This is a genomic window from Pseudomonas sp. c313, assembly GCF_055407145.1.
This window is the reverse complement of record NZ_JBUZRD010000006.1, coordinates 63,148-80,071: the sequence shown is the minus strand read 5'-3', so window position 1 is coordinate 80,071 and position 16,924 is coordinate 63,148. Positions and strand designations below refer to the sequence as shown.

Annotated in this window: 14 protein-coding genes; 4 read left to right on the top strand and 10 right to left on the bottom strand. The window is 61.6% G+C overall.

Translation table 11 applies throughout. From position 1 onward, the window contains the following. The first annotated feature begins 16 nt into the window (after positions 1-16). Genes cobG through cobJ form a run of 4 tightly spaced genes read left to right on the top strand, consistent with a single transcriptional unit; the run spans position 17 to position 4,329 of the window. Complete coding sequence (cobG, locus tag ACZRKZ_RS18260; protein ID WP_463982431.1) at positions 17-1,333, top strand: precorrin-3B synthase; 1,317 nt, start codon at positions 17-19, stop codon at positions 1,331-1,333. Further along, the gene (locus ACZRKZ_RS18255) at positions 1,326-1,952 is read left to right on the top strand and encodes a precorrin-8X methylmutase (RefSeq protein WP_463982356.1); all 627 of its coding nucleotides are present in this window, start codon (positions 1,326-1,328) and stop codon (positions 1,950-1,952) included. The genes cobG and ACZRKZ_RS18255 overlap by 8 nt, the downstream gene beginning before the upstream one ends. After that, positions 1,952-2,683: a precorrin-2 C(20)-methyltransferase gene (locus ACZRKZ_RS18250; RefSeq protein WP_463982355.1), complete on the top strand. Its 732-nt coding sequence runs from the start codon at positions 1,952-1,954 to the stop codon at positions 2,681-2,683. The genes ACZRKZ_RS18255 and ACZRKZ_RS18250 overlap by 1 nt, the downstream gene beginning before the upstream one ends. Beyond that, positions 2,683-4,329, top strand: a complete 1,647-nt coding sequence (gene cobJ, locus ACZRKZ_RS18245; protein WP_463982354.1) for a precorrin-3B C(17)-methyltransferase — start codon at positions 2,683-2,685, stop codon at positions 4,327-4,329. The genes ACZRKZ_RS18250 and cobJ overlap by 1 nt, the downstream gene beginning before the upstream one ends. A 155-nt stretch (positions 4,330-4,484) precedes the next feature. Here the strand turns inward: cobJ and ACZRKZ_RS18240 are convergent, their stop codons facing one another. The 10 genes from ACZRKZ_RS18240 to accB all read right to left on the bottom strand — a co-directional run bounded on the left by ACZRKZ_RS18240 (position 4,485) and on the right by accB (position 16,920). Beyond that, positions 4,485-5,081 (bottom strand): MarC family protein, encoded by a 597-nt coding sequence (locus ACZRKZ_RS18240; protein WP_463969170.1) that lies wholly within the window; start codon positions 5,079-5,081, stop codon positions 4,485-4,487. A 118-nt stretch (positions 5,082-5,199) separates the two neighbouring features. Beyond that, positions 5,200-7,977 carry a hybrid sensor histidine kinase/response regulator gene (locus tag ACZRKZ_RS18235; protein WP_463982353.1) on the bottom strand — a complete coding sequence of 926 codons (2,778 nt, stop codon included), beginning with the start codon at positions 7,975-7,977 and terminating at the stop codon, positions 5,200-5,202. A 102-nt stretch (positions 7,978-8,079) separates the two neighbouring features. Further along, entirely contained in the window at positions 8,080-9,372 is a 1,293-nt protein-coding gene (gene purD, locus ACZRKZ_RS18230; RefSeq protein ID WP_463969172.1) for a phosphoribosylamine--glycine ligase, read from the bottom strand. A 162-nt stretch (positions 9,373-9,534) separates the two neighbouring features. Then, on the bottom strand, positions 9,535-11,142 hold the full coding sequence (purH, locus tag ACZRKZ_RS18225; RefSeq protein ID WP_463969173.1) for a bifunctional phosphoribosylaminoimidazolecarboxamide formyltransferase/IMP cyclohydrolase: 1,608 nt from the start codon (positions 11,140-11,142) through the stop codon (positions 9,535-9,537). 81 nt (positions 11,143-11,223) lie between these two features. Continuing rightward, positions 11,224-11,544, bottom strand: a complete 321-nt coding sequence (gene fis, locus ACZRKZ_RS18220) for a DNA-binding transcriptional regulator Fis (RefSeq protein ID WP_003186237.1) — start codon at positions 11,542-11,544, stop codon at positions 11,224-11,226. Beyond that, positions 11,541-12,554 carry a tRNA dihydrouridine synthase DusB gene (gene dusB, locus ACZRKZ_RS18215; protein WP_463982352.1) on the bottom strand — a complete coding sequence of 338 codons (1,014 nt, stop codon included), beginning with the start codon at positions 12,552-12,554 and terminating at the stop codon, positions 11,541-11,543. Before dusB ends, fis begins: the two co-directional genes overlap by 4 nt. Before the next feature lie 185 nt (positions 12,555-12,739). Continuing rightward, a complete protein-coding gene (locus ACZRKZ_RS18210) occupies positions 12,740-13,963 on the bottom strand; it encodes a DUF3426 domain-containing protein (RefSeq protein WP_463982351.1) in 1,224 nt (407 codons plus the stop codon). A 30-nt stretch (positions 13,964-13,993) separates the two neighbouring features. Next, the gene (prmA, locus tag ACZRKZ_RS18205) at positions 13,994-14,872 is read right to left on the bottom strand and encodes a 50S ribosomal protein L11 methyltransferase (protein ID WP_463982350.1); all 879 of its coding nucleotides are present in this window, start codon (positions 14,870-14,872) and stop codon (positions 13,994-13,996) included. Between the two features lie 216 nt (positions 14,873-15,088). Further along, a complete protein-coding gene (accC, locus tag ACZRKZ_RS18200) occupies positions 15,089-16,447 on the bottom strand; it encodes an acetyl-CoA carboxylase biotin carboxylase subunit (protein WP_149411080.1) in 1,359 nt (452 codons plus the stop codon). A gap of 17 nt (positions 16,448-16,464) precedes the next feature. Further along, positions 16,465-16,920, bottom strand: a complete 456-nt coding sequence (gene accB, locus ACZRKZ_RS18195) for an acetyl-CoA carboxylase biotin carboxyl carrier protein (RefSeq protein WP_463969177.1) — start codon at positions 16,918-16,920, stop codon at positions 16,465-16,467. Positions 16,921-16,924: the final 4 nt, after the last annotated feature.

Below are 16,924 nucleotides of genomic sequence, written 5' to 3'. Positions count from 1 at the left end.
CGTGAAGCCATTCCCACTGTCCAGTACCCTACGCCCCTCGGCTTGTCCGGGGCTGCTGCGTATTGTCCAGGCACTGGATGGCGGGATCTGCCGGATCAAGTTGGCGGGCGGTTCTATTCGCGCCGAACAGGCGGTAGCCGTGGCGGACGCGGCCCGGACCTATGCCGGTGGAGTGATCGAGGCAACCAACCGCGCCAACTTGCAGATTCGCGGGATCGGCGCCGAACACGACGCGCTGATCGCCTGTCTGCTGGCTGTCGGCCTGGGACCGACCACCGCCGCCGGTGATGATGTGCGCAACGTGATGCTCAGCCCCAGCGCTGGCATCGACCGGGACATGCTGTTCGACACCCGGCCCTTGGCGGACCAGATACTCGCTACCCTGCAAACCCACCCGCGTTTCCATGAGCTATCGGCCAAGTTCGCCGTGCAACTGGATGGCGGCGAAGTGTTGGCAATGCTCGAACACCACCATGACCTGTGGTTGTCGGCCTGGGACGTTGACGGTCAGACGCTGCTGGCCTTCGGTCTGGCCGGCTGCCCTGGTCACGATGCGCCACTGGCCGCCGTACCGCTGTCCCAAGGGCATGCACTGGTGGTGGCGGTGTTGGAGCTATTTCTCGACCTGGCCCGCCCTGAACAGATCCGCATGCGTCACCTGCTGGCCGAAACGCCTGTGGATAACTTCATGGGGCAACTGGCGGCGCGTTTGAGTGTGCCTTTGCGGGCTGTCGACGGCTTTTCCCGCCGCCTCGGCCAGGCAGCGCTGCACGTGGGAACTTATCCACAGCGTCAAAAAAACCGGGTCCATGTCGTCGCCGTCGCACCTTTGGGGCGCCTGGATTCGAATATGCTCCAGGGCGCCGCGCAGTTGGCCGCTGCCTATGGCGATGGCAGCCTGCGTCTCACCCCGTGGCAAGGCGTGCTGCTGCCCAATCTGCGGGCACAAGATGCCGATGTTGTCAGCGAGAGCCTGGCGCAACTGGGCTTCCTCTGCTCGGCAGACCAGGCCCTGGCGCGGATGATCGCCTGTACCGGCTCCAGCGGCTGCGGCAAAGGACTGGCCGACACCAAGGCCGACGCCCTGTACCTGGCGACGCTGCTGCAAGCCAGTGGTCACGCGTTGAATGTTCACTTGTCAGGCTGCTCACGCTCCTGCGCTGCTGCCCATACCGCGCAGGTCACGTTGCTGGCGGTAAGCCCCGGTCACTACGACCTCTATTTTCGCGAAGCAGGCCAGCCGGGTTTCGGCCGTCTGCACGCGCGCACTCTTTCTATTGAAGCGACGGGCGCCCTGCTGCGCGCCCGCCCACGGAGCAACACCGATGATTGATTACATCCGCGACGGTCAGGAGATCTATCGCAACTCCTTTGCGATCATTCGCGCAGAGGCCAAGTTGGATCGCATCCCGGCCGACCTGGAAAAACTGGCCGTGAGGGTGATTCATGCCTGCGGCATGGTCGAGGCCATAGACGGTTTGCAGTTCTCCGAAGGTGCCGGCAAGGCTGGCCGCGAAGCCCTGGCCGCGGGTGCGCCGATCTTGTGTGATGCGCGGATGCTGTCCGAAGGCGTGACCCGTACCCGCCTGCCGGCCAACAACCAGGTGATCTGCACCCTGCGTGATGACAGCGTGCCGGCCCTGGCGCAGGAACTGGGTAACACCCGCTCCGCTGCCGCCCTTGAACTGTGGCGCCCGCACCTGGAAGGCAGCGTGGTGGTGATTGGCAATGCGCCCACCGCCTTGTTCTACCTGCTGGAAATGCTCGACGCCGGCGCACCAAAGCCGGCACTGATCCTCGGTTTTCCGGTGGGATTTGTCGGCGCCGCCGAGTCCAAAGCCATGCTTGCCGCTGACAGCCGTGGCGTGCCGTTTGTGATCATGCAAGGCCGTCTGGGCGGCAGCGCCATGGCTGCTGCTGCCGTCAACGCCCTGGCCACGGAGATCGAATAATGCAGGCACGCGGACGTTTGATTGGCCTGGGCGTTGGCCCCGGTGATCCGGAGCTGATTACCCTCAAGGCCCTGCGCCTGTTGCGCGAATCGCCGGTGGTGGCGTACTTCGTCGCCAAGGGCAAAAAGGGCAACGCCTTCGGCATTATCGAAGAGCACCTGGTGTCTGAGCAGACCCTGATGCCGCTGGTTTATCCCGTGACCACCGAAGCCTTGCCAGCACCGTTGTCCTACGAGCAAGTGATCAGCGACTTCTATGACGACGCCAGCGTTAAGGTAGCCGCGCACCTGGATGCGGGGCGCGACGTGGCGGTGATCTGTGAAGGGGACCCGTTCTTCTACGGCTCCTACATGTATTTGCACGACCGCCTTGCCGAGCGCTACGACGCCCAGGTTGTCCCGGGAGTGTGCTCGATGCTCGGTGGTGCGTCGGTGCTCGGCGCACCGTTGGTGTATCGCAATCAGAGCCTGTCGGTGCTCTCTGGCGTATTGCCCCATGACGAACTCAAGCGTCGCCTGGCGGATGCCGATGCGGCGGTGATCATGAAGCTGGGGCGCAACTTCACCAAGGTGCGTCAGGTGCTGGAAGAGTTGGGTCTGGCCGGGCGGGCGCTGTATGTCGAGCGTGCAACCATGGCCAACCAGAAAATCGTCGCCCTGGATCAGGTCGAGCCGATGTCTTCGCCGTACTTCTCGTTGATCATCGTTCCCGGTGAAAGGTGGCAAGGCTGATGACTCGTCCCGCGCCCGCGATTGTCATTCTGGGCAATGGCAGCCTCGCCACTGCTCGCAACATTCAGAAGTTGTACCCCGACGCGTTGATCCACGGCCTGGCCGAGCGGGTTGATGGCGCCGACCGGTTGTACAGCGAATTCGGCGCTACGCTGCGCCAGCTCTACCAGCGGGGCACGCCCATTATCGCCCTGTGCGCCGCCGGGATTGTCATCCGTACCCTGGCGCCGTTGTTGCTGGAAAAAGGCGAGGAACCGGCGGTGCTGGCCGTGGCCGAGGATGGCAGCGCCGTCGTGCCGCTGCTCGGCGGCCTGGGCGGGGTGAATGGGCTGGCGCGGGAAATCGCTGCGGCATTGGGTGTTGCCGCTGCGATCACCACCAGTGGTGAACTGCGTTTTGGTACGTGCCTGCTCAATCCGCCCAGCGGCTATCAGCTCGCTGATCTCGAGTTGGGCAAGCGTTTTGTCTCTGATCTGCTGGCCGGTGAAAGCGTACGCATCGAAGGCGTGGCGCCCTGGCTGGACCAGGCCAACCTGGCGCAGGATCAGCAGGCGCGCCTGGCGATTCATGTGGGCAGTGCCGAGCGCACGCCTGCGGCCAATGAGCTGCTGATCTACCCGAAGAGTGTGTGGGTAACGTGCCGTCCGGGAACGGGGTTGGCTTCGCGTATTCGTGTTGCCTTGCAAGAGGCCAGGATTGCCGTGCAGTCCCTGGCGTGCCTGCTGGCCAGTGACAGCGACATGGCCAATCCCGAACTGCATGAAGCGGCGATGGAACTTGCCGTGCCACTGCGCTTCGCCGACGTGGTGACGAATGCCGACATCGTCATCACGGTGGCCGACGAACCTTTGGACCTGTCGCGCATTGGCCGTCCCCGTGGCCGTCTGGCGGTGATCGGCCTGGGCCCCGGCGCTGCCGAGCTGATGGTGCCAGCGGTCAAGGCCGAGCTGGCCCGCTGCACCGATGTGCTGGGCTACGAAACCTACGTGCGCATGGCCGGGCCGTTTCGGGCCGACCAGATCCAGCACTGCACCGACAACCGTGAAGAAATGCAGCGCGCGCGCCATGCCTTTGAACTGGCGGCCCAGGGGCGCTCGGTGGTGGTGGTGTCGTCCGGCGACCCCGGCGTGTTCGCCATGGCCGCTGCGGTACTGGAAGCCTTGCACGAATCCAGCGACCCAGCATGGCAGCGTGTCGACCTGGAGATCCTGCCGGGCGTTTCGGCCTCGCTGGCCACGGCCGCTCAGGCGGGTGCGCCGCTGGGGCATGACTTCTGCGTGATGTCGCTGTCGGACAACCTCAAGCCTTGGTCGATCATCGAGAAACGCCTGGACCTGGCAGCCCAGGCCGACCTGGCCCTGGCGTTCTACAACCCGATCTCCCGTGCCCGGCCTTGGCAGTTGGGCCGTGCCCTGGAGATCGTCGCGCAGCATCGTACGGCCGAGACGCCTGTGGTGCTGGGCCGCGACATTGGTCGTCCGGGCCAGACCCTGCGCACCACCACCCTTGGGCAACTGACGCCAGACCAGGTGGACATGCGTACCATGGTGCTGATTGGCTCGTCCACTACGTGCACGTTCCCTCGGGCGGGTGGCGGCGAATGGGTGTACACGCCGCGCTGGTATGGCGAAAAACCGCTCTCCTGAAACAACGGCGGCCCCGCAATGGGGCCGCTGAAGTGCAAGCATGCCTGGTGCTGAATACATCTGTGGCCAACGAAGCCACGATCAAACTGCTGCGTGAGCGTGCGGGAGACAAAGTACTGATGTCCATCGCCAAATACAGAATCTGACGGGGTGCCCTAGGGCACCAGATAACCGCGCACGCCGGTAAAGATGATTTGCGCCGCCAGCGCGCATACAAACAAACCCATCAGCCGGCTGACAATCTGCAAGCCCTGATCGCCGAGGATGCTTTCGATACGGTTGGACAGGTAAAGCACCACGCCCACAGTGAGGCTGGCCAGGGCAATGCTGAGGATTGCTATGATCTTGTCATCCCAATGGGGTTGGCTGACGCCCATCACCAGCAACGCACCGATAGTGCCGGGGCCGACCGTCAGTGGGATGGTCAGCGGGACGATGGTCACGTCCTGCTGCACGTTATCGGTCTGCACTGCTGATTTACCCTGGGCCATGCCCAGGGCCGAGATGAACAGCACACTACCGGCGCCGATACGAAAGGCATCCACGGTGATGCCGAACACGCTGAAAATCACCCGCCCGAACAGATAGAGCAGGACACTCGACACCAGGGTTGCCAGCCCCACCTTCCAGGCCAGGCGCCGGCGCTCCTTGCTGGAATAACCACGGGTCAGACTGATAAAGCAGGACAGTACGAAGAAGGGGCTGTACAGCACCAGCATCTTCAAATAAACACTGAACAACACGTGGAGCATGGTGGGAGCTCACAACGAAGGAGGGCGAGCGTGAGTTTACCCGCGATGAAGGCTGCTTGTCCTGTGGCGATCTGACAAGCTCGCTCGCCACAAAAACAAACTCGCCAGGCCAATGGCGTCAGGAAGTAGGGACGTGCTCAGGCCGTTGTGCGCGCTGTGCCACCCAGTACTCCACCAGCTCGCGCAGTTGCGACAGCTCCACCGGCTTGGCCATGTGCCCGTCCATCCCGGCCTGGCGTGCGCGTTCCTTGTGTTCCGAAAGGATGTGCGCCGTGAGCGCCACCACCGGCGTGCGGATGCGCTGGTTGCTGACTTCCCAGACTCGCAATTGCTGGGTGGCGGAGAAACCGTCGAGGATCGGCATCTCACAGTCCATCAGCACCAGGTCATAACGCTGGGCCTTCATCGCTTGCAACGCTTCTTCGCCGTTGCTGGCCGTGTCCGGCTGCAGGTTGAGCTTGCCGAGCATGCCGCGAATCACCTTGGTGGAGATGCTGTTGTCTTCGGCCACCAGGATGCGGAAGTCGCTGGGCACCGTTACCGCTGCCGGTGCGCTCGGGGCCGCCTGGCGCGGTTGGGTGATGCCTTTGCTGCGCTGGGTCAGTTCGTCGGCCAAGGTGGTCTTGAGGGTATAGCCGGCCACTGGCTTGGCCAGGATGCGTTTGATCCCGCAGTTGCGCGCGATGATCTTGCTCGGTGCATTGCTGATGCCGGTGAGCATGATCAGCAGGATGTCGTGATTCAGGCTTGGGTCTTCCTTGATCTTCGCCGCCAACTGCATGCCGGTCATGCCGGGCATGTTCTGGTCCAGCAGGACCACGTCGAAGTAGTCCCGCAGGTGCGCCTTGGTGCGCAGCAGGGCCAGGGCTTCCTTGCCCGACGGTACGGCGCTGACATTCAGGCCCCAGGCCGTGCATTGCTGCACCAGCACCTTGCGGCAGGTGTCGTTGTCGTCTACCACCAGTACCCGTGCGCCCTGGAGCGGGCCATCGAGGTCCGAGGTCGGGTGTTCCAGGCGTTCCGGGTCCAGCGGCAAGGTCAGCCACAAGGTGCTGCCCTGTTGGCTGCCACTCTTGATACCGAACTCGCCGTGCATCAACAGGATCAACTGACGGGCGATAACCAGGCCCAGGTGGCCGCTCAAGCGCGTGGCAGAGAGGAAATTCTTGCTGTGCAGTTCGCTGTGCAGCAGGGCGTCGCGCTCGGCGGGCTCCATCGGCAGGCCGCTGTCCTGTACGGCAATGCGCAGGCGCGGTTTGCTGCTGCGTTCATCCAGGGCAACAACGATCAGTACTTCACCTTCATCGGTCTTGTGCAGGGCGTTTTCCAGCAGGCTCAACAGCGCCTGGCGCAGGCGTGTCGGATCGCCGCTGACGACCCGAGGTACCTGAGGCTGGATAAAACTGATCAGCTCGACGTTCTGCTGTTCGGCCTTGGCGCGGAAGATACTCAGGCAATCTTCGATCAGCGCGTTGAGGTCGAACTGCACGTCATCCAGTTCGATTTGCCCGGATTCGAGCTTGGAGATGTCGAGAATCTCGTTGATCAGGGTCAGCAGTTCGTTGCCGGCGGTGTGGATGGTCTGCACATAGTCGCGCTGCTTGACCGACAAGGGGGTGCCCAGCAGCAGCTCGGTCATGCCCAGCACGCCGTTCATGGGGGTGCGAATTTCGTGGCTGATTTTCGCCAGGAACTCGGCCTTGGCGGCGATTTCCGCGTTGCTGGCGGCCAGGTCGCGACTGAGGCTGAAGCGGTCTTCGATGATGCTGCGTTGGCGCTCGCCCAGGGCCAGGCTCATCAATAGGCCGCTGATACAGATAAAACCGAGCAGGGTGACGATCAACCCTTGCGGCGCCACCAGTGTCAGGCCCAGCAATGCTGGCAGGATAATCAGCGTGCCGATATTGAAAATCACCATGGCAAGCATGAACAGCCGCGCCGGCCGGTAGCCTTTCTGCCAGTGATACGCCGAGACGAACAACATGCTCAGGCCGGCCAGCGCCACCAGCGCGTAGGTAATGATGTTCAGCGGCAGGGTGTTGACGAACAGCAGCAACAACCCGCAGAGGATGATCAGCAGGATATCCCCCATCAGCAGCTTGTTCAGCGGATGGGGGCCCAGCGGCGCGAAGAAGCGATAGGCGAACATCAGCCCGCACGGTGCGGTCAGCAGCAAGGCCAGGTAGGCGCCGGGGGTTTGAGTCGCGTGCCAGTTCGGCAGCCACGGGCCGAGCAGGTTGAGCAACAGCATCAGGCTGAGCAACAACAACCCTTCGCACGCCGCCAGCCACAGGCTGCTGCGTGAGCGATGGTAGGCGTAGCGGGTCAGGTTGTGCAGGATCAGCATCACCAGGCAGCCGAAGAGCAGTCCATATACCAGCGTCTGGTTCTGGTTGGCGGCAGCAATGACCGCCGGTTCCAGGGTGATGTAAGGGCGCAGTTCATGTTCCGAGACCAGGCGCACGTAGACGTCCAGAGGCTTCTGGATTTGCGGCAGGGGTAGCATGAAGTCGCTGCTGGGTAGCGGGCGTTCGGCCTGGGGTTGGCGGGTGCCGGAGTTCAGTTGCTCCACCAGCGTATCGCCGTCCAGCACGTACAGGTTCAGGTGCGCCAGGTCCGGAGCGAAGACCCGCAGCACTTGCTCGTGCTTGCCGGGTTGCAGCTTGAAACGTATCCACAACGCACTGTTGGGCTCGGCTGCGGTGATCAGGTCCAGTTCGATGGGGCTGAATTGATTGGTGTAGCGGGGGGAGCGAATGTCGCTCAGTTGCAGATCGGCCTGTTCATCAAGCAATACGGCCCAGCCACTGCCTTGCGTGGCGGCCTGGGCCGAGAGCATGCAGAGCAGGGTCAGCAGACTGACAGTGAAACCTATGGCGATCCTGAGCCAGCGCACGGCGAAATCCCTTCGTAGGTTGATACACGGGTTTAACTATGCGCGGGGCCGCAATAGTACGGCAAGGGCCAAGGGCCCCTGCCTAACCGAACGGCTAGCTGGTTACTGATCTTCGCCACGCTCACGGGCAATGGCGCGATAGCCAATGTCCTTGCGGTAGAAGCAGCCCTGCCAGTTGATTTTAGCTGCCAATTTGTAAGCCTGCTGCTGGGCAGCATCGACACTGGCGCCCATTGCGGTGGCGCACAATACGCGTCCGCCTGCGGTCACCACGTTGCCATCCTTGAGCGCGGTGCCGGCGTGGAACACTTTACCTTCCAGAGAAGCAGCTGCGTCCAGGCCTTGAATCACATCGCCCTTGGCGTAATCGGCAGGATAACCGCCGGCCGCCAGCACAATACCAACGCTGGGGCGTGGGTCCCACTGGGCTTCAACCTTGTCCAGGGCTTGGGCGAGGGCAGCCTCCACCAGCAGCACCAGGCTCGATTGCAGGCGCAGCATCACCGGTTGGGTTTCCGGATCACCGAAGCGGCAGTTGAACTCGATAACCTTCGGGTTGCCGGCCTTGTCGATCATCAAGCCAGCGTACAGGAAGCCGGTGTAGACGTTGCCTTCGTCGGCCATGCCGCGCACGGTCGGCCAGATCACCAGGTCCATCACACGCTTGTGAACCTCGGCGGTGACCACCGGGGCAGGGGAGTAGGCGCCCATGCCTCCCGTGTTCGGGCCAGTGTCGCCGTCGCCGACGCGTTTGTGGTCTTGGCTGGTGGCCATCGGCAGGACGTTCTTGCCGTCGACCATGACGATAAAGCTGGCTTCTTCGCCGTCGAGGAATTCCTCGATCACCACACGCGAACCGGCCTCACCAAAGGCGTTGCCGGCGAGCATGTCGCGCACAGCGTCTTCGGCTTCGGTCAGGGTCATGGCGACGATCACGCCTTTACCGGCGGCCAGGCCGTCGGCCTTGATCACGATTGGCGCGCCTTTTTCACGCAGATAAGCCAGGGCTGGCTCGATCTCGGTGAAGTTCTGGTAGTCGGCGGTCGGGATCTTGTGGCGGGCCAGGAAGTCCTTGGCGAAGGCTTTCGAACCTTCCAGCTGGGCGGCGCCGGCGGTAGGACCGAAGCAATCCAGGCCGCGGGCGCGGAACAGGTCCACGACGCCGGCTACCAATGGGACTTCCGGACCGACGATGGTCAGGGAGACGTTTTTCTCGGCGAAATCGGCCAACTGCTCAATGGCCAATACGTCGATGGCAACGTTTTCGCACTTGGCTTCAATGGCGGTACCGGCGTTGCCGGGCGCGACGAAAACTTTCTGGATACGCGGGTCCTGGGCAACTTTCCAGGCCAGGGCGTGTTCACGGCCACCGCTGCCAATGATCAAAACATTCATTTCAAAAACCTCGGATGACGCAAATCTGGGAAACACAGTGATTTTCTGTAGGAGCGAGCTTGCTCGCGATGGTGGCTAACGATAACGCGGGGTCTCTGAAACAGCGCGGCGCGTTATCGTTCTTCGCGAGCAAGCTCGCTCCTACAGGTGAAAGCAGTGCTGTTAGTGACGGAAGTGGCGCATGCCGGTGAAGACCATGGCGATACCAGCTTCATCAGCGGCAGCAATCACTTCGTTATCACGCATCGAGCCGCCCGGCTGGATCACCGCAGTGACGCCCGCTTTGGCGGCATTGTCCAGGCCATCACGGAACGGGAAGAACGCATCCGATGCCATGACCGAACCCTGTACCTGCAAGCCTGCATGTTCAGCCTTGATCGCGGCAATGCGCGCCGAGTTCACGCGGCTCATCTGGCCTGCGCCGACGCCGATGGTCTGGCGGTTCTTGGCGTAGACGATGGCGTTGGACTTAACGTACTTGGCCACTTTCCAGGCGAAAATCAGGTCGTTGATTTCCTGCTCGGTCGGGGCGCGCTTGGTCACTACCTTGAGGTCTTCGCTGCCGATCATGCCGATGTCGCGGCTCTGTACCAGCAAGCCGCCGTTGACGCGCTTGTAGTCCCAGGCAGCGGCACGGTCCGTCGACCACTCGCCGCAGGTCAGCAGGCGCACGTTGGCCTTGGCGGCAACGATGGCGCGGGCTTCTTCGCTAACGGAAGGCGCGATGATCACTTCAACAAACTGACGCTCGACGATGGCCTTGGCCGTTTCGGCATCCAGCTCACGGTTGAAGGCGATGATGCCGCCGAACGCCGACTCGGTGTCGGTGGCGTAGGCCAATTCATAGGCCTGGCGGATACCGCCTTCAGCGTCCGGGCTCACGGCCACGCCGCACGGGTTGGCATGCTTGACGATCACGCAGGCTGGTTTGACGAAGCTTTTCACACATTCCAGCGCGGCGTCGGTGTCGGCTACGTTGTTGTAGGACAGCTCCTTGCCTTGCAGTTGGGTCGCGGTGGCGATGCCGACTTCGGCAGGCGTCGCTTCCACGTAGAACGCCGCGCTCTGGTGCGGGTTCTCGCCGTAGCGCATTTCCTGGGTCTTGATGAACTGGCTGTTGAAAGTGCGCGGGAATTGGCTGCGATCGGAGGTCGAGAGGGTTTCGGCGGCCTGGTTCACGGTGCCCATGTAGTTGGCGATCATGCCGTCGTAGGCAGCGGTGTGTTCGAAGGCCTTGAGCATCAGGTCGAAGCGCTGAGCGTAGGTCAGGCCGCCGGCCTTGAGGCTTTCCAGGACTTGGCCGTAATCGCTGGCGTTGACCACGATGGCCACGTCCTTGTGATTCTTGGCTGCCGAGCGAACCATGGTCGGTCCGCCGATATCGATGTTCTCGATGGCGGTCGGCAGGTCGCAACCTGGCTTGTTGATGGTGGCTTGGAACGGGTAGAGGTTGACGGCCACCAGGTCGATCGGCTTGATGCCGTGTTCGGTCATGATGGCGTCGTCGATACCGCGACGACCGAGGATCCCGCCGTGGATTTTCGGGTGCAGGGTCTTGACCCGACCGTCCATCATTTCTGCGAAACCGGTGTAGTCCGCCACTTCCACTGCGGCCACGCCGTTGTCCTGCAGCAGTTTGAAGGTCCCGCCGGTGGAGAGAATCTCCACGCCCAGGGCTTCCAGCCCCCGGGCAAATTCGAGGATGCCGGTCTTGTCGGAGACGCTGATCAAGGCACGGCGGATCGGCAGGCGGGTAGTCTGGTCGGTCATTTCAATTTCCATCAAAAGCAAAGGAGTCAGCAAAAAAGGCGACCGTTTTTACGCGGGCGCCTTTCTGGTTTGATTGAATGCTTACAGCAAATCGTACTGCTTGAGCTTCTTGCGCAGCGTGCCACGGTTGAGACCGAGCAGCTCGCTGGCCTTGGTCTGGTTGCCCTTGACGTAGTTCATCACGCTTTCGAGCAAGGGCGCCTCGACTTCGGAGAGCACCAGGTTGTACACGTCCGTGACGGCAGCGCCCTCAAGGTGGGCGAAATAATTGTGCAGCGCCTTCTCGACACTCCCGCGAAGGGTCTGGCCTTCTTCGCTCGGCGTGTTGAGGTGCTGTTTCAAATTGACGTTGTCGCTCACGGGTGTTGTTCCACTCACTAAAGTCTCGGTCATCATCGTCATGCGGCCACCCCTTCTCCGTCCCCTGTCACCAGGCTCTTGTAACGTTCGGCGAAAAACTCACGAACGTTGGCGACCTGTGCTTGCGTATCATCCAAACGATTGAAGTGGGCGCGAAACTCCCTGGCGCCCGGCAAGGTTGCGAGATACCAGCCGACATGCTTGCGAGCAATGCGTACTCCCATCACGTCTCCGTAGAAGGCGTGCAGGGCGGCCAGATGCTCTAGCAGAATACGTTCCACCTCGATCAACTCCGGTGCCGGCAAAATTTCGCCGGTACGCAGAAAATGATCGATTTCACGAAAAATCCATGGCCGCCCTTGGGCAGCCCGGCCAATCAACAGACCGTCGGCCCCGGTCGCGTGCAGCACGCGCCGGGCTTTCTCGGCCGAGTCGATGTCGCCGTTGGCAAAGACCGGAATCGACACTGCCTGCTTGATCGCGGCAATGGTGTCGTATTCGGCTTCACCGGTATAAAGGTCGGCGCGGGTGCGGCCATGTACCGCCAGCGCTGTAATGCCGGCCTGTTCGGCGATCTTCGCCACCGTCAGGCCGTTCTTGTTCTCCCGGTCCCACCCGGTGCGAATCTTCAGGGTGACCGGCACATCCACTGCAGCGACAACGGCATGCAGGATCTCGCGCACCAACGCTTCATCCTTGAGCAAAGCAGAACCGGCAGCTTTGTTGCAGACTTTTTTTGCCGGGCAGCCCATGTTGATATCAATAATCTGCGCCCCCAGTTCAACATTGGCCCGGGCGGCATCCGCCAGCATTTGCGCATCACCACCGGCGATCTGTACCGAGCGGGGCTCGGGATCACCTTCGTGGATCATGCGCATCCGCGACTTGCGGGTATTCCACAAACTCATGTCGCTGGTGACCATTTCCGAGACTACAAGTCCTGCACCCAGTCGTTTGCACAGCTGACGAAAGGGCTGGTCGGTGACGCCCGCCATAGGGGCGAGAATCAAGCCGTTGTGCAATGTGTATGGGCCGATGCGTACCGCCGACATAGGACTTCCCTGTTGTGGGGCCGGATCATTAGAGTTCGAAAAAGGGTTGGCATGATACCCGCTCTCGATGACTGGATAAAGGCTGAATTGGATAAAATCTGAACAGTTATTTTCTTATCGCTGCCGGTTTGGTAGCGAACGGCGTAGTCAATAATCTGCCGTCAAACCCTGGTGCCTGAACCGATTCATTCGGGGGAGTGGAAGCTCAGGCTGTAATTCACGGCCTTGTTGCCGGGATCGAGGATGTCCAGGGCGATGTGAATCGGAGTCTGGGATGGCATCTCGGTCACGCCCGCCAGCTCGCCGCTGAGGTATTCGGCGGGTTTGAAGCGTCGGCTGGCGATCATCTGCCCGTTAAGGTCAGCAAAGCGTAGTTCCAGCAGCGGAAATGGTTGGGAGAACGTCGCACGGTTATAGATGATTGCGTCGACCACCAGGGCGCTGGCGAACTCCGGGTGGCTGCGTACCACCAGGTTACTGCTCTTGATGTGGGCGATATCGACCCTGGAAGGTACGGTGCAGCCCAGTTTCGGGCACAGCTCCTGGAACCAGGGCCGGTATTTATCCTGGCGCGCCAGGTCGTCGAACTGGTAGGCAATGTATTGGCCGGCCAGGGCGGCAGCGGCCAGCAGCACCAGCAGAATCCAGAGCAGGCGACGCCCCCAGCCGGAAGGGCGCTTCTGGGTGTAGAGGTGCAGGGGGTCGTCTTCCAGCTCCTGCAGCATTTCATCGTGAGCGCTTGTGGCGGGATGGGGTCGCTTGCGGCGTGACTGCGGCTGTTCTTGAGGCTCGTCGGTTACCGGTGGCTCGGGCGGGTCGAGGTCGTCATCGGCTTTTCTGGTGTGCAGCGTTGGCTCATCGTCTGCCTCCAGGGTGTCGAACGACATCGAGGGTTCGGTTCGCTTGGGTTTTCCTGCTACAGCCTTTGCCGGTTCAGGTTCATTGTCCGCCGCTTGTGGCGCTGGAGTCCGCTCATCAGCCGGATCACTGAACAGGCTGGCAGCCCATTGTTCTTCTTCAGTCTTGGCTGTATCGCGGCTGGCGCTGAGGGACTCTTCATTTTGCCGACGGTCGGAGCCTGGTTGCCGGCGGTCTGCACCCAGAGGCTGGGTGTGCTGAATCTCGCGACGCTCCAGCTTGGCGAGTTCTTCGTCCAGGTCCAGGTTGTCCAGGTCCAGCTCTTCAGCGGTCCATTGTTTCTGGCTGACGGCGCGCGGTGCTGCTTCTGCCGTTGCCGCAGCTTGAGGCTCAGGCGCGCTGGCGCGCTGCTCCAGCAATTGCCGGGCGGCATTGAACACTTGCAGGCAAGAGCCACAACGAACCACACCACGGGCCACGCTCAGTTGTGCGTGGCTTACGCGAAAGCGGGCGTGGCAATGCGGGCACTGGGTGACGAAACTGTCGGTCATGCGGCCATCCGATTCATGCAGGCGCTCATTCTAGCGCCGACGACCACTGATGCGTACCCAGCCGTCACGGTTGGCGATCGGGTCCAGCTCGAAATTCTGGGCGTAAGCGGCGGCGACGTCTTCGCCCTGCTCGGCGAGGATGCCTGACAGCGCCAGGCGGCCACCCGGCTTGACCAGGCTGGACAGCTGCGGGGCCAGCGACACCAGTGGGCCGGCCAGAATGTTGGCCACCAGCACGTCGGCCTGTACCTGTGGCAGTTGCTCCGGCAGGTACAGGGGGAATTTATCTTCGGCGATGTTATTACGCCCGGCGTTATCGCGGGAGGCTTCCAGGGCTTGCACGTCGATGTCGGTACCGACCGCTTCCTTCGCGCCCAGCAGCAGGGCAGCGATGGCCAGGATTCCCGAGCCGCAGCCGAAGTCCAGTACGTTGCAGTCCTGCAAATCCTGTCCATCGAGCCATTCCAGGCACAGGGCGGTGGTCGGGTGGGTGCCGGTGCCAAATGCCAGGCCAGGGTCCAGCAGCAGATTCACCGCGTCAGGCTCGGGGGCGGCGTGCCAGCTTGGCACGATCCACAGGCGCTGGCCGAAACGCATGGGATGGAAATTGTCCATCCAACTGCGTTCCCAGTCCTGGTCTTCGATGATTTCGCTGTGGTGCTCGGGCAGCGGGCTGCCGGTCAATAGCTCCATATGGGCCAGCACGCTGGCGGCCTCGGTGCCGTCTTCGAACAGCGCCAACAGATGGGTGTGGGACCACAGCGGGGTGGTGTTCAGCTCGGGTTCGAAGATGGGTTGATCTTCGGCGTCCATGAAGGTCACCGACACCGCGCCTACTTCAAGGAACGCGTCTTCGTAGGTTTCGGCTTGTTCTGGGCTGATGGCGAGACGGACTTGCAGCCAAGGCATGGCGGGCACCTTTGAAAAAATGAGTGTGCAGCGGGTGGGGCTGCGGGAAGCGCGCCAGTTTACGCGAGGTGGGGGCAGAAGACGACACCGCTGGACGCACGCAGATCAATGTGTGAGACGGGTAAGCCCTGCTCCCACATTGATCATGCGTTGTTCCTGATACCTCAGAGACAACAAAGCCGCCCGAAGGCGGCCTTGTTGGGTGGATCACTTCGCTTACTGATTAGCCAGCTTGTGTTCCAGGTAGTGAATGTTCACACCACCTTCGCAGAAGCCTTCATCGCGAACCAGGTCCCGATGCAACGGGATGTTGGTCTTGATGCCGTCAACCACGATTTCGTCCAGGGCATTGCGCATGCGTGCCATGGCTTCGTCGCGAGTCGAGCCCCAAGTGATCAGCTTGCCGATCAGGGAGTCGTAGTTCGACGGGACCTTGTAGCCGCTGTACAGGTGCGAATCGACGCGAACGCCGTTGCCACCTGGTGCATGGAAGTGCTTGACCATGCCAGGGCTCGGCATAAAGGTTTTCGGGTCTTCGGCGTTGATCCGGCACTCCAGCGAGTGGCCGTGGATCTTCACGTCATCCTGGGTAAACGACAGCGCGTTACCAGCGGCGATGCTGAGCATCTCCTTGACGATGTCGATGCCAGTGACCATTTCCGATACTGGATGCTCTACCTGCACACGAGTGTTCATCTCGATGAAGTAGAAACTGCCGTTCTCGTAGAGGAACTCGAAGGTACCAGCGCCACGGTAGTTGATGTCGATGCACGCCTTGACGCAGCGCGCCAGGACTTCTGCACGGGCGGTTTCATCCAGGCCAGGTGCGGGTGCTTCTTCCAGAACCTTCTGGTGACGGCGCTGCAGCGAGCAATCGCGGTCGCCCAGGTGAATGGCGTGGCCCTGGCCGTCGGAAAGCACCTGAACTTCCACGTGACGTGGGTTGGTCAGGTATTTTTCGAGGTAGACCATCGGGTTGCTGAACCAGGCGCCTGCTTCTTCGCGGGTCTGCTTGGCTGCTTCAATCAGGTCTTCTTCGCGATGCACCACACGCATGCCGCGACCACCACCGCCGCCAGCGGCCTTGATGATCACTGGGTAACCGACTTCGCGACCAATGCGCAGGGCAGTTTCCGGGTCTTCCGGCAACGGGCCGTCAGAGCCTGGAACGGTCGGCACGCCGGCAGCGATCATGGCGTGCTTGGCCGAAACCTTGTCGCCCATCAGGCGAATGGTGTCAGCTTTCGGGCCGATGAAGGCAAAACCGGATTTTTCCACCTGTTCGGCGAAATCGGCGTTTTCCGCAAGGAAACCGTAGCCTGGGTGAATGGCGGTAGCGCCGGTCACTTCAGCCGCTGCGATGATCGCCGGGATGTGCAGGTAAGACAGGCTGGCAGGCGCAGGGCCTATGCAAACCGTCTCGTCCGCCAGGCCCAGGTGCATCAGCTCTTTGTCGGCAGTCGAGTACACCGCGACGGTCTTGATACCCATTTCCTTGCAAGCGCGCAAGATCCGCAGGGCGATTTCGCCGCGGTTGGCGATCAGGACTTTTTCCAGCTTCGCAGGTTTCAACATCGTTGGTTCTCCGCGGTTCAAACGATGGTGAACAGCGGTTGGTCGAATTCAACCGGCTGACCGTTTTCTACCAGGATGGATTCGATCACACCGGCTTTTTCAGCCTGGATGTGGTTCATCATCTTCATCGCTTCAACGATGCAGATGGTGTCGCCCACTTTGACGGTCTGGCCGATTTCAGCAAAGGCTGGCGAGGTCGGTGCCGGGGTGCGGTAGAACGTACCGACCATTGGCGACTTGACCACGAAACCGTTCAGTTTCGGTGCTGCAGGGGCTTCAGCGACAGTAGCAACCGGAGTAGCGGCCACTGGGGCAGGTGCCGGTGCTTGCATCTGTGGTGCGTAGAACTGTTGGGCCGGGGTCTTGCTGTGACGGCTGATCCGTACGGATTCCTCGCCTTCCTTGATTTCCAGCTCGTCGATACCGGATTCTTCCAGCAGTTCGATCAGTTTCTTAACTTTACGGATATCCATGAAT

What these genes read in the sequence shown, in the direction of transcription:
- prmA (WP_463982350.1), bottom strand. Translation starts at nt 14,872, where the DNA reads ATGCCTTGGCTGCAAGTCCGTCTCGCCATCAGCCCAGAACAAGCCGAA.
- ACZRKZ_RS18255 (WP_463982356.1), top strand. Translation starts at nt 1,326, where the DNA reads ATGATTGATTACATCCGCGACGGTCAGGAGATCTATCGCAACTCCTTT.
- purD (WP_463969172.1), bottom strand. Translation starts at nt 9,372, where the DNA reads ATGAATGTTTTGATCATTGGCAGCGGTGGCCGTGAACACGCCCTGGCC.
- purH (WP_463969173.1), bottom strand. Translation starts at nt 11,142, where the DNA reads ATGACCGACCAGACTACCCGCCTGCCGATCCGCCGTGCCTTGATCAGC.
- dusB (WP_463982352.1), bottom strand. Translation starts at nt 12,554, where the DNA reads ATGTCGGCGGTACGCATCGGCCCATACACATTGCACAACGGCTTGATT.
- fis (WP_003186237.1), bottom strand. Translation starts at nt 11,544, where the DNA reads ATGACGATGATGACCGAGACTTTAGTGAGTGGAACAACACCCGTGAGC.
- ACZRKZ_RS18210 (WP_463982351.1), bottom strand. Translation starts at nt 13,963, where the DNA reads ATGACCGACAGTTTCGTCACCCAGTGCCCGCATTGCCACGCCCGCTTT.
- ACZRKZ_RS18240 (WP_463969170.1), bottom strand. Translation starts at nt 5,081, where the DNA reads ATGCTCCACGTGTTGTTCAGTGTTTATTTGAAGATGCTGGTGCTGTAC.
- cobJ (WP_463982354.1), top strand. Translation starts at nt 2,683, where the DNA reads ATGACTCGTCCCGCGCCCGCGATTGTCATTCTGGGCAATGGCAGCCTC.
- ACZRKZ_RS18250 (WP_463982355.1), top strand. Translation starts at nt 1,952, where the DNA reads ATGCAGGCACGCGGACGTTTGATTGGCCTGGGCGTTGGCCCCGGTGAT.
- accC (WP_149411080.1), bottom strand. Translation starts at nt 16,447, where the DNA reads ATGTTGAAACCTGCGAAGCTGGAAAAAGTCCTGATCGCCAACCGCGGC.
- accB (WP_463969177.1), bottom strand. Translation starts at nt 16,920, where the DNA reads ATGGATATCCGTAAAGTTAAGAAACTGATCGAACTGCTGGAAGAATCC.